Here is a 13,169-nt window from a genome sequence, read left to right as displayed (position 1 = left end):
CAACTGTGTGAACCCAGTTTCTGACGGCGGTACACTTACCTATCAATGGTACCGCAATGATGAAAACAGCACCGAAGGAGGAACCAAGATTGACGGTGCTTCTGGTACATTGACAGGTGAAAATATGTCAGGCGGCTATACTCATCCTGTAACAGAGGAAGGAATGAAAAACAAATAAATTTCTCGGACGTAAAAGAGGGTCTATATAATTATGCAAAGTATAAAGGATATAATGTAGATAAACTGCAAGCATTGATAATTATAGCGATGCCGATGATATCAGCAGTTGGGCTAAAACCTCATTTGACTGGGCTTGTGAGGCAGAATTAGTAAAGGGCACTACCAATACTACTCTTGAACCTCAAGGCAGTGCTACTCGTGCTCAGGTTGCAACGATATTGATGAGATTCTGTGAAAATATAATATAAATACGATATAAAATGAGGACAGATGCGTTAAAGCGTCTGTCCTCATTTAAAAATTGTGCCAGGATGACATTCAATATTTAAATAGAAAAAGTGAGTTTAATGTTAGTAAAATTTTTTTATATCCTAATTGATTCTATTCGCTATTGCGTATATAATGAAGATGATTAAAATTATTGAAAGTTGGTGAAGTGGGTTATGGAAAATGTGGGATATATCACTGCCAAGGAAGTGGCAGAAAAATGGAATATATCATTGCGCAGAGTGCAGAAACTTTGTGAGCAGGGGCGAATTCCCGGTACCAAGAAGTTTGGCAGAGCCTGGATGATTGCTGCCGATGCAGAAAAACCTGTAGACCCACGCAGAAAGAAAAAACGTATTCAAGATGGTATGTCTTCTGAACCCTCTGATCTGGAACGTTTAATCGATGCCACTTGTGTACCGATGCCCATTCATAATCCCGATGCGATTTTAAATATTGTAAAAGAGGAGCAACATCAGCTGCAATATGAAAGCGAGCTTGCCTATCTGCGCGGTGATTTTGAGCAAACTATACGCTGCTGTCAAAGAGCCGAAGGGAATGAAGCAGCAAAGCTTCGATCATCCTTGATTGCAGTTGCAGCATTCATTAGTTTGGGAAATTACCATGCTTACACGGAAATTGAAAGCTATCTCAAGAGATGCATAAAAACTAATCGAGGTAGCGACATAGTCGCCATTGCAGAGTTAGCTCTTGCCAGTGTCGCTGTAAGTGCAACACTACCCAATATGGTTCCTGATTGGTTGAAAGAAGGGGATTTTAGCGATCGATCGGTGTTGAAAAAGCCTTACACATCCTATTTGCAGGCTAGATATTTTTTTTGCGTAGGCAGGTATGAAGCCATGCTAAACGTGGCGCAAACTGCATTGACCTTAAGTGCGTCGGAGCAAGAAATCACATTTGCCGATATCTATTTACGAGTAACTTGCGCCATCGCCTGTTACCATCTCGAACGTGAAGAGGAGGCTAGACGTTGGCTCCTGGAGGTTATGCGTATTTGTCTACCTCACGGGTTTATTACACCCTTTGCAGAGGTTATTACCCAATTGGGCGGACTGATTGAGCAGTGCCTGAAGCAGGAATTTCCTGACTATTACGACGCTATAATCAGCCAATATAATCGCACTGCTAAGAACTGGATTACCTTTCATAATAAGTTCGCACAGGATAACATCACGCTTGTTTTATCTCTGCGAGAATACCATATTGCTATGCTTGTGGCGCGACACGTTCCATACGCAAAAATAGCTGAGAAGCATTATATTTCCGTGGGAAGACTCAAAAATATTATGATGGAGATTTACGATAAGTTAAATATATCTGGTCGTGACGAGCTTGCTGCATACATCATGGAAATAAAAAGGTGACTTTTTATGAGATAAAGGTCACTACCAAAAAAAGGAATTTTGCCCTATAATAGTATTGAAAACTATAATAGGGGTTTTTTTATGCCCTTTCACGAAAGGAGCAAATAAGATGAAACGAAAATTTATGTTTAGGAGGATAATAGCAACAGTTCTGACTATAGTTATGGTTGCGGCCTTGTTACCTGTTTCTGCATTTGCCTATGTGGGAGCGATGGACCGGGATGTAGGTGGAATTACAGCGGGAAACAAGGACGGTTACTATTATCTTCAAAACTCTTACATCGGATTTTATATTAGACAGCAGGACGGCAATTTAATTACTGTGCCGTCTCAGAAAACATTGAATGACGTTAAGGGAATGGGTGCAACGGAAAGCTACGCATTTTATGCCCAGACAATTAGGGAAGTAGAAATTGATCCCATAAGTACGGATATGAGCCGTGAGATATTTCCACTCAGTAGAAGTATGACTATTAAGTCTGACACGGAAAATCCCAAGTTAGTGCAGAACTTATATTTTGAAAACGGAACAATAATTAAGATTACGTACGAGCTGGTGCAGATTGACAAAGGAGCACCAAATGGAACTAGTGGAAACATAACAGGCCATGATGATTATGATTCGGGAAAAACCTGGGGAGTACTTTCCGAAGCGAAAATCATCAATGTTCCCGAAGGCTCAAGCATACGCGTAATGACTCGCCATAATAGTTTTGGAAGTGCCGGTCACAGTGTTGCGGGCAATATTCGTCTGGGCCGCAGTACATATGCCTATGACTATATTGATCGTACCGGAGGCTATACTCATTATTCGGCTCCGCTATATTCAACTACGGATAATATGGATCCATCGTATGATGGCTATTATATCACCGAAGTATTTACTGATTCCTTTTCCTATGCAAACCAGTTTATAGCTCTTGATGGATATGCGACGGCTGTTGCGTGGGCCAGTGACGGTCAAGGGGGTTGGATACCCACTCTGCTTTCCGGTGTGAGTGGACACTTAAACAGATATGCTGATTCGCTAAGTTATTCGCAGAATAATTCTTCGGTAAGTGTCAATCATGATTTTTATTTTAACGAATCAACATGGGCACTGTGGGGATTCCGCGATTTGTATGAGCTTGGAGCTTCGAATATTCCCGCTGATCCTGTGTCTATTCCGGCAGATGCGGCTTGCTTGGGTATTGTTAGTAGCGGAAGCACATTTTCGGCTCAGCCCGGGAAAAATGAGACTGAATTGAAATCCAGTTACGGCGATAATTTGGTTGCGGTTTTCCGCGGTACTTTTGAGCAGGTTTCCGGCAAATTTATCTTTAAAAATAATGCGGTTCAGCTTTCGCCTTCGCTAACTGCCACGTGGACGGAAGGCGGAGGGTTTTCTGTAGCATCCAACGGAACGGTAACTGTACAGAATGTCCATCTGTCTGCACCTACCTTTAAATTCTATAAGCCCAAATCCATTTCTGATGACAGCCTGAGATTTTCGTATATCGACGGAAAGCTAAAAATTGATATTGACCCGGACAAAAACGGTGCGATTCTTCATATCGACATACCAGGAGCCAAGTGCAGGTTAGAGACTGTCACGGCAACTACGGGTGGCAACTTAATTTTCACTGGCGAAATGGGTATTTCCACACCTTTTATTGATGCGGCTAGTATAGATATGAAACGATTGGGTATGGGAACTAAAAACAATACCTTTGGTATTACTGGAGTGGAGGCATCCGGTAATGTTGATATGGAAAAACTTTTAGGGCTTGGAATAGGCAGTGCTTCAGCAGAAATTAATACATTTCCCGGAGAGGAACGCTATGCCTTCGAGCTTGAAGTTAACGTGTTCGACATGTTAGAGGCAGAAGGAGAGCTGGAGCTGAAGCGTATTTATACAGGTGCACTTATTCCTAATACATTGGAACTTAGTGTGGCATCTGAAGTTGGTGTCCCAATGGTGCCTCCGGTTGTGGTTGCCGAGCTCAACGGATTGAGCGGCGGTTTCAGCAATCTGGCAGAAACTATCAACGGCGATTATTCTGCAATTCCACCTATTAAGCTTACAATTGGTGCAAAAGGAAGCGTGCTGGAGGTAATTGAAGGTTGGTATAAAGTAACCCTTGGAGCTGGCTATTACGAGGCAACACTTTCGGACGGAACAATTCTGGAAATTCCTATTATTGATAAGTATAGCTGGTATATGGGGCTTTCCGGAGATGTGCGCAATTACAAGGGCATAAATTATACCGGCCTCATGGTTAATGGTGGCATGAAGCTGGATATTGTAGTTACAAAGAATAAGCCTTTCATTAAAGCCGGGGGTGAGTTCAATGCTTCGGCATTTGCCGGAGTAGGCAATTCTTCAGGGGGCAAGAGGATGTACGTAGTGCTTGGTGCAGACGGCAAGATTTATGGACTGGTGCAAATTCCGAAGGAGGCATGGGCATTTGGTGATCTTAAGCTGCTCAGTGCGGAGATTGCACTTGCCATGGGCGGACAGACTGATTTTGCCATTACAAATACCTCGGTGAGCGATGCAGCCAGAAGCGCCTTTCACAATATTTCTGGCTATGGCGGCGTGGCTTATACAGGAAGTATTATAGGCCTTCCTTTCCGTGTTTATTATATCTTCCAGGATAAGGATGTGGGAATTAGGGTTGGAGCCTGGTGGGATGAATTTGAACCCTTTGATCCCAGCCCTTACAAACAAGCTCTGCTAGATGAAGACACCGGGGAACAGGTTGGAATTCTTGTAACTAATGATAATATTATTCTGCTTGCTTCAAGCACATGGGACGGAGAGCTGGGTATGATTGCTGAAAAATCCGGCAGTACAACTCCAACTGGCATAGCAGGCAGAGGTATATATGATTCTGGAGTTACAGGTGTTACTATAACTCAAACAGACGACACAGAAAAAAGATATGAGGTTGAATTTGCAGATGGCATTCTTGACTCTGATCATCTTGCATTATCTTTGATACTGAAGCAGGGTTCAAGTGCAACTCCTCAGCAGCTGTTAAGCGGCATGAGCATTAGGAGTTCAGGAAGCACAACATTTTCAGCCATACTTGCCGAGTATAACGAAGATGGTGAGATAACCAACCCGGACGAGGTAAACACAGTCTTGGGGGATGATTATGTGACGCTGAAGCTGCCAAACAGAGGAACATGGAATTTTGATTCATCTGAAGAACCGTTTGATATTGTTTGCTATTATGCAAGCCCTTATGCCTCTATTACGAGCATGAATATTAATCTTGCAGGGGAGCTATCAGGTACTGTACAGGATATGGACATTAGTACATCATACGTTCTGCGAATCTATCTCGGAGATGAAAAGGGTGGTACAGATTATCTTATTTCGCAGAGCGAAGTCCCGGATAACGGCGAAATCAGAGAAGTTATTTCACTTTCCGGCGGTGCAGTTCCTTCAGGAAGCTATTATGCAACCACAGTGCTGCTGGAGCAAATTAATGAGGATTTTGACGGTGACGGAAATGTAGAAGATGATGAAATTGCTTTCATAAAAACAGATGATTATGAACTTGGTGATAGTCAGAAAGTTATTTATACTAACACCCTCCAACCGCACATGGCTGAGGATGTTGAGCTTAAATCCGTAGGTAGCGAGACTATGCGCGCAATCTGGAAAGAGCCTTCAAGCGGACCTGAAGCGGATGGTTATTACGTCAGGCTGTATCAGAAAGACGGTAGCGATTGGATTACCACAGGAGCGAATTATTTATTGAAGTCAGAGGAACTGATTAAGGATGCAGATGGTGCATATAGTCTCGATATGGCTGTCACGGCGGGAAATAACAATGACATGATTTCTCCGTTGGATGCAAATAAAGACTATAAAATCGGCGTAACAGCCTTCAGATATCTCATGGACGAGGATGAGGACGGCAAGAACGAAAGCTTTCCTGCTGAAAGTGCGGAAGTGCAGAGCAGCGAACAATATTTACCTAAGGCGAGCTTCCCGCAGCTTACTTATATACCGCAGCCTGTCAATGATGGCGAAAACACTATGAAGCTTCTTTACATTAAGGATAAGACTGAAGTCATCATCGAATCTGATGTAAATGCAAAAATCGTTGTATCACGTATGGATATTGACGAGGATTCGGCCGGAGCTGTGCTGGCACAGTCGAATGATATGAGCAGCTCCACACTTATCTTTGAAACCCCTGAGGACTTTGAAGGTGCACTCAATCTGAAAGTTACGGTGACAGACGCAGAGGGGGACGTTGCGGTGGATTATCTGGGGCTGAGGCTTGATAATGTGCCACCGTTGATTACGTTGGACAGCGATTCATTCCGGGCGAATTATAATACCGGTACATTTAGTGTTACCGGCGTTACAGAGTCCAATGCGAAGGTAATGCTGGCAGGACCGATTATCACGGCGGATGAAACAAACGGTGCTGAGCTTAACAACCTCGATGAAAACAATCAGGTGATAGCAGACGAAAATGGAGAGTTTACCTTGAATGGGCAATTAATCCCGGCGGATTTATGGCGTACCGCAGCAGAAAGTGCTACCATTCTGCTTCAGTCAAAGGATTCTGCAGACAATATATCTACCACTGCCTTTGCGCAGATAATACGAGAACAGCAATCGACAGGGACAAATTCCGCGGGAACATCTGCCGTGCCGGTTGTATCAAGCATTTTGATTGCGCCGGAGGAAAATCCGGGACAGCCGGTAACAGCAGTTATTTCTGTTACAGAAAATGAAAACATACCAGATAATGTTATTGCGGATGCCATTGCCAAGGCACAGGCATATGCAAAGGATTATGGTAAGACATCAAACGGTATTTCAGTTGCATTGGATTTCACTATGCTTCAGCAAGACTCATTGGGGATAACATTAAGCAGAGCTGCTTTGAACAGCCTTATGAGTGCCGGAGTAACTGAGCTTGAAATAAACGGCACAACAGTTTCTCTTGGCCTTGATCTTAAAGCCCTGAAGGAAATTCTGAACCAAAGCTCGGGGGATGTAACTATAACCATTGATCCGGCGACAGGACTTTCTGAACAGGCGCAGACACTTATAGACAGCCGGTATGTGTACGATGTAAATATAAGCTATATCAATGATGGAAAAATTGTCAGTGTAAGTGATCTTGGCAGTGGAACAGCAACTCTTTCAATCTCTTATATGCCATATGAAAATGAGGCGGCAGGATATCTGTTTGGTGTATACGTTGATGCGGAGGGAAATGTAAAACGAATACCTGGGTCTGCTTATGATACCGGTAGCAGCAGCTTGATTATTACTACTGATCACTTATCGCTATACGGTATAGGCTATACAGAACCAGGTGCAAAATTTACCGATATTGTCAGTCACTGGGGGAGGGAATACATTGATTATGCAGTCGGGCGTGGACTTCTCTCCGGAACTTCGGATACCACTTTCGACCCAGATGCTGCAATGACCCGTGGAATGCTGGTTACTGTGCTAGGAAGGATGGCTGGCGCAGATGTTAAGGATTACACTGCGAGCAACTTCGACGATGTGCCAAAGGATAAATATTATCAGCCATATGTGGAGTGGGCATATAAAAATGGTATTGTTAAAGGAATTGGAAATCAGCAGTTTGCACCTGACCGGTCTGTTACCCGTGAGGAAATAGCGGTAATTTGCGCAAACTATGCCAAAGCTATCGGTTATGAGCTGCCTGTAATACGCGAAAAAACTACCTATGTGGATGGCAGCGACATCGGTGACGTTTATAAGGATGCTGTTACAGCAATACAGCAGTCGGGTATCATGACGGGTGATAACGGAAATAAGTTTAATCCTAAGTTAAGTGCAACACGTGCCGAAGTTTCTGCCATGCTTTACCGCTACATCAAGTTAACCATTAATCCTGCCACCGCCAATGGATGGGCAATGAATGATGCCGGACAGTACTTCTATTACAAGGACGGGAAAGTTTTATCCGGTTGGCAGAACATTGGTGGTGTGAAGTATTTCTTCAACATTGATGACACTTTAAAAACCGGCTGGGTTAAAGACGAAGAAAACTGGAGATATTATTCCGACAATCAGATGATCACAGGCTGGTGGGATATCGGAGGTAAATGGTATTATTTCTATGATGACGGTTCACTTGCAAGAAGTGCTACCATAGATGGTTACGAGCTAGATGAAAACGGCATGAGAAAAACAAAATAAGCTTCTATCACTTGTTTCAATTTTGGATTTGGTTTTAGACTTTTTAAATCTAAAAATAATTAATAATGTTTAGGAAATAAGCAAGGATATCAACTAACTAATAAAATTTATTTTTATTAAATAATGTCCTTTTATAAACTATTTAAACGTTAAATATGAACATCTTAAGCAAACTATTAAACAACAAATCATCTACAAATTAAATTACATTTATTAAAATATAGCAAAAATATAGATTATGTGAGATAATTTTAATGAAAACATATAAAGAAATAAATTGTACTTCTAAATAGAATATATCAGGAGAATTTGTAATGTCTGCTAAGGAAGAAAGCTCTTAATTCTCTTGCTGGATTCTGGGGAATATTCTGTAAATTTGCAACTGGGTAAATAAATCATAGGCATATTAATCACTCCTTAGTTCACATTTATTTCCATACAATATTTAGTGCATTACTATTTTATGATTAAAATTGTATGCAATCAAGGGCAAAAATGTATTCAATACATTTTACCTATGATTTTATTACGAACGGGATTACACAGGCAAAGGAATTCTTTCTTCAATTCCAAGGGGGAGGGACACCTCTGCGTGGAAGCCATTTTCATCGGTATACAGATTGATTACGCCTCCATATCGATCTACGGTTTCCAAAACGGAGGAAATTCCAAGGCCGAAGCCGTTCCTCTTGGAGGATAAATATTTTTTGCCTATGGTTTTAATTTTTCCGTCAAAGCTGTTATCTACAACAAATTCAAGCTGTCCGTTCTGTGTGCGTCCGGCAATAAAGATAGCATTATCCTTATTTTCCTGGCGCTGGCAAGCTTCCACTGCATTTTCCAGCAAGTTTCCAAGAAGACCGCATAAATCAACAATGGGAAAATGCAGCTTTGCGGGAATCTGCAGCCTTGCTCGGAACTGGATGCCGCTTGACTGTGCAAGGTTGCTGTAATACTGCACCACCGCATCCAACTCGATATTGTCAGTGAGACGGCCAATCCGGGTGCCATCGTTGATGGCTGTAATGCTACGAATATAGTTTTCAAGTTCATCCCGGCGTCCCTCCTCGGAAAGCGTCATTAGGGTGCGTAGATGATGACGAAAGTCGTGGCGCAGTTTGGTGCTTTCTTCCACTTTCTGGTTCGTTTGTCGCAGATGTTCCACTTGCATTGTAAGCTGACGCTTCATCTGCCGCTGTTCCTCAGCATAGACGAGACTGTGCCGATATCCCATGGCTATGTCGTACCAAAGAACCATACCTGTTGCGAACACCAGGATTAAACTGCCCCATTCCTGAAACCAGCCACTAAAGACAGGCTCGTAATTTGGCAGGAGGCGGTCCCATACAAAGGCGCAGGCATATACAATATCAGCGTAGAGCAGTATCGAAGCTTTTTCTATATTTCGGTGTGCAGCTATCGCGGCAGTAAACAAAAGATACACGGCTGTCAGCAGCTTGAAGCAAAAAACCAGATTGGAAAAAGCTAGCATCATTGACATCGTCAGATGTGCGGCAAACAATCCATAAAGCAGCGCCAGTATACAGACCACTCCTGCTAAAGTGCTACTGATAATTTGCGCATATATTTTTGTATCGCAAATTCGGTTGTGAAGAATAATGACGAGCAGTGTTACCAGATACCCGCTGACAAATTCAATGGAATACCATGGTTGAATGGACAGCGTCAGGATACCATGTACCACGGAATAGGATTTGAACACTGCGGTTGCCATGCATAAAAGGAAAAAAAACCATATATTATTCATGCGCCGGTTACGAATGGCAAGATAAAAGCTAAAAATGGCAAGCATCAGTGTCACAGTGACTAAAATAAGGCAAAGACCAATTCGAATTCCACGAGTGGTGTTTAGATTCAGCGGTTCACCAAAGGCCGGAGGATAAACAAGACCGCTATATATCCAAGAATGGTTGCTGACTGCCAGCAGAAGTGTTATCTTGCCGGAGGCTTCAAAGGTAATCATACGGCATTGGGTCTGATCGTGATATTCTATTATGTCCGGCTCGCCTATCTGAAGCTTCAGCTTATCATCAATGTAAAACCGGTAGGCGGAATAGATTTCCGGAAGCTCAATGGTATAGGTGTGCACTTCCTCCGGCAGATACAGTGTTAAGGCGTAGCTTGCGCTTCCATGAGGGGAGCGTCGGCGTTCACCCATAGAAAAGTTGGAATTATTTCCTATGGATAGGTACTGATAATTGTCACCCTGTTGCTGTAGAGTTTCTGGTGTCAGCAGGCGATCCGCATAGTAACGCCAACCGTCCATAAGATAGCGTATGGGCGTATTTGTCCAGTCCGTCTCTAATACATAAAGCGCGCCGTTAATAGCTTGGGGTGCGTTTTTTGTGTACTTGTTGTCAAAGTGATATAAGGCAAGAAACATAGTGGAGGAAAGGACAATCGTCAGAAACAGCGCAAAAGACCGCCGTAATAAAAATGTTTTTTTATCCATGGCGTTTCCTCCTGAAAAATATAATTCCTCCTGCAGCCAAAATCAATCCGCCTGACATGGGAAGTAGAGGCGACATATCTTTCTGCGCCTCCTGTGTATTTGATGGTTCTATAATTGTATAAGTTCCTGTCACATCTGCTGCAAAGCGCAGAAGCTCGCCGTCATAGAAAACATTTGTAATCTGTTCTCCCGTTTCATTCTGGACGGTTATATCTGCGTTTTCCGACTGTGGTATATATTGAAGCCGCAATACCGTTCCCGTTAGGTTTGTAACCAATTTGCCGGAAGTCTCTACTGAAAGCATAATTTGATTGCTTTCCGGCTGGGTTAGTTTAACGGATATAGTATCCGAATCCGACAGGTTCAGAGCTATAAGCAAATCGCTTGGAATACTTACAGTTAAATTGCCGGCACCAAATACGACACTTTCTCCATCGGCGCAAAGATCTCGCAGACGAAGACCGGAAATGACAGTTTTGTTTGGAGAATATGATTCTGCAACAGTGGCGAATACTTGAGCTTTGGAATGATTCTCCGGCGGCATATTGTTATCATTAGGAACCTGCTTTATAACTGCTTTGTCGCTGCCATTTGATTGTGACACTGAATAGTTAAACAGCTCGGGTGAAGAAGCACCCTCTGCTTCATGTGAAAGAGAGGTGTCAGAATATATTGATACTGCCGATCCGGATGGAGTACCAGGAGCTTCGGCTTCCGATTTTTTTACTACAGCAGACTGAACCAATGAAGTATTATTACTGTTATAATTTTCGTTATTTTGCGAGCTGTCTGGTGTCTTGGGAGCGGTTAAAGAAGGCTGGGATTCACCGAATGAATAACCATGTTCCTCCTGCAAATGGGAGTCTGAATTCGGCAGTGTTTCCTTTTCTTTGGATGACGAATTATCCTTCACAGATCCTTTATTGCTGTTGTCAGAATTATCATCCTCGGGAGAATCGACCGGCATCTGCGGAATGGTTGGAGCCGGTTGTGTGCCTGTACCGGAATCGCTGCCTTTTACGTCGCCGCCATCCCGGTCACCTCCTGAATAATCAAGGATACTAAGCTCTCCTTCATATTGAAAGGACAAAACGCTGGTCTGACCGCCTGGATAGGTTACCTTAAGCTCATAAGTGCTTCCGTATGTAAGGATTCGTTGAGAAAGCTGAAAATCTCCGGAAGTAAACGAGAAGCCATCGCCTAAACTTGTCCATTCTCCTTCATTTTGCCGAAGCCATACAACAAACTCATCTAACTGTTCATCCTGTTCTAATGAAAGCACCCACGGAAAGTGTAGAAAGCCGCGTCCTACTACGCAGCAGTTGATATCTGGTTCGCCGGGCGCTTGGATGGAAACAGCACATAGCTGCCGTGGCAGAGAAACACCGTCAGTCAGAATATATTCTGCTCCAAGGTCGGGTGCCGTCGAAGCATAGTACACACCGACTGTGTCGGTATCAACTGCATCCAAATACCATTCGCCTGATATCAAATCATAGGGGTTTCCGTCTGCATCATAGCCGGTAAAGCCTGTAACAGAATCAGAGAACCAGTCTGACAGCTCATTCTGTGAGGTTCCGACGGCAAATGCCACTGCATCAGTTCGGTCAGGTTCATCAAAGCCGGTTAGGGTAATTGCCGCAGGTGTTACGGTAAGCACCGGAGCGGTTACCTGTACGGAAATGTGTATGGTATCATCCAGATCATCTGAGAGTATCGCTCCCAGTGCGTAAGGAGCGGGCATGACCAAAAGCAGCATGGCAGTTAAAATCAATGAAAGTATCTGCTTCATACCATATCACCTCTCAGCGAACCGGCGGAAAGACTCAGACGCTTTTGCTGTACCTGCCTATGCAAACGCCGGCTGACTGGCAGCTGCTCTCCGTTTTTCAGGATCAGATAATTACTGCCAAGTCCCTGCACCTCATTTAAGTTGACCACAATGCCCTTGAAGCATGAGATGAACTGCGGATAATCGCTTAGCTGTTCGGAAAGCTCAGAGAAGCTTCCTGATACCGAAATAAGGCAGTACTTTAAATGTATACAGGTGGAGCGGTTCTGGTAATCGGCATAAAGAATACGGTTCAGGGCAATTTCCAACGGTTGATGTTTTGCGGTAACTGTGATGGAGGTTTCGCTTTGTGATTCTGCAATTTTGCAGTAATGCAGCGCCCGAGAGATCTTTTCAATCGTGGCTGGTTTTACAATGTAATCTGCTGCCCGGACATCATAGCTTTTTACGCCGAATTCCGAGCTGGTGGTAAGAAAAACAAGGTTGACATTATCGTCAAGCTGTCGTAGCTTTAGTGCGCAGTCTACGCCGTTCTCATTGTTCATAAAAATATCCATAAAAACAACATCGTAGCTGCCAGGTATGTAATCATGAAGCAGTTCCCTGCCGCTGTAAAATTCTTTGATTTGTATCGTTTGCTGCTGTTCAATTTCGTATTGCTTCAAAAGGCTGCGGAGCACTTCACACTCGTCCGCCATATCATCTATGATTGCTGCGATTATTTGAAATCCCTCCTTTGCATATAATAATCCATTCAACATTATACCACAAATTCTAAAAAAAGTATGACCACTTGTGCAAATTTTCTACCGCTTGATCATAACATCTTGAAAATACCTTGACAAAATGCTACCTTAATACACAAGGTTATTTTAAGAG

The 13,169-nt window shown here is 43.2% G+C and carries 7 protein-coding genes; 4 read left to right on the top strand and 3 right to left on the bottom strand.

The features are described 5' to 3' along the window. The first annotated feature begins 7 nt into the window (after window positions 1–7). From RBQ61_RS15160 to RBQ61_RS15150, 4 genes are all read left to right on the top strand, one after another. Entirely contained in the window at window positions 8–178 is a 171-nt protein-coding gene (locus RBQ61_RS15160) for a hypothetical protein (protein WP_308138061.1), read from the top strand. Window positions 179–251: 73 nt separating this feature from the next. Continuing rightward, window positions 252–428 (top strand): S-layer homology domain-containing protein, encoded by a 177-nt coding sequence (locus RBQ61_RS17670; protein ID WP_374049918.1) that lies wholly within the window; start codon window positions 252–254, stop codon window positions 426–428. A gap of 195 nt (window positions 429–623) precedes the next feature. Then, window positions 624–1,832 carry a helix-turn-helix domain-containing protein gene (locus RBQ61_RS15155; protein ID WP_308138060.1) on the top strand — a complete coding sequence of 403 codons (1,209 nt, stop codon included), beginning with the start codon at window positions 624–626 and terminating at the stop codon, window positions 1,830–1,832. Window positions 1,833–1,941: 109 nt separating this feature from the next. Then, window positions 1,942–8,025, top strand: coding sequence for an S-layer homology domain-containing protein (locus RBQ61_RS15150; protein WP_308138059.1), 6,084 nt, complete (start codon window positions 1,942–1,944; stop codon window positions 8,023–8,025). A 538-nt stretch (window positions 8,026–8,563) separates the two neighbouring features. Here the strand turns inward: RBQ61_RS15150 and RBQ61_RS15145 are convergent. The 3 genes from RBQ61_RS15145 to RBQ61_RS15135 are packed head-to-tail and all read right to left on the bottom strand — an operon-like array spanning window position 8,564 to window position 13,051. Next, the gene (locus tag RBQ61_RS15145; protein WP_308138058.1) at window positions 8,564–10,498 is read right to left on the bottom strand and encodes a GHKL domain-containing protein; all 1,935 of its coding nucleotides are present in this window, start codon (window positions 10,496–10,498) and stop codon (window positions 8,564–8,566) included. Next, entirely contained in the window at window positions 10,491–12,290 is a 1,800-nt protein-coding gene (locus RBQ61_RS15140; protein WP_308138057.1) for a peptidase, read from the bottom strand. Before RBQ61_RS15140 ends, RBQ61_RS15145 begins: the two co-directional genes overlap by 8 nt. Next, on the bottom strand, window positions 12,287–13,051 hold the full coding sequence (locus RBQ61_RS15135) for a LytTR family DNA-binding domain-containing protein (protein WP_308138056.1): 765 nt from the start codon (window positions 13,049–13,051) through the stop codon (window positions 12,287–12,289). Before RBQ61_RS15135 ends, RBQ61_RS15140 begins: the two co-directional genes overlap by 4 nt. Between the last annotated feature and the right edge of the window lie 118 nt (window positions 13,052–13,169).

It is taken from the genome of Sedimentibacter sp. MB35-C1 (genome assembly GCF_030913635.1).
Taxonomy (GTDB): domain Bacteria; phylum Bacillota; class Clostridia; order Tissierellales; family Sedimentibacteraceae; genus Sedimentibacter.
Note: the sequence above shows the minus strand (reverse complement) of the source record. Positions and strands in the feature narration are given on the sequence as shown.

Coding starts and splice junctions, on each gene's coding strand:
- RBQ61_RS15140 (WP_308138057.1), bottom strand. CDS start 12,290: ATGAAGCAGATACTTTCATTGATTTTAACTGCCATGCTGCTTTTGGTC.
- RBQ61_RS15135 (WP_308138056.1), bottom strand. CDS start 13,051: ATGTTGAATGGATTATTATATGCAAAGGAGGGATTTCAAATAATCGCA.
- RBQ61_RS15145 (WP_308138058.1), bottom strand. CDS start 10,498: ATGGATAAAAAAACATTTTTATTACGGCGGTCTTTTGCGCTGTTTCTG.
- RBQ61_RS15150 (WP_308138059.1), top strand. CDS start 1,942: ATGAAACGAAAATTTATGTTTAGGAGGATAATAGCAACAGTTCTGACT.
- RBQ61_RS15155 (WP_308138060.1), top strand. CDS start 624: ATGGAAAATGTGGGATATATCACTGCCAAGGAAGTGGCAGAAAAATGG.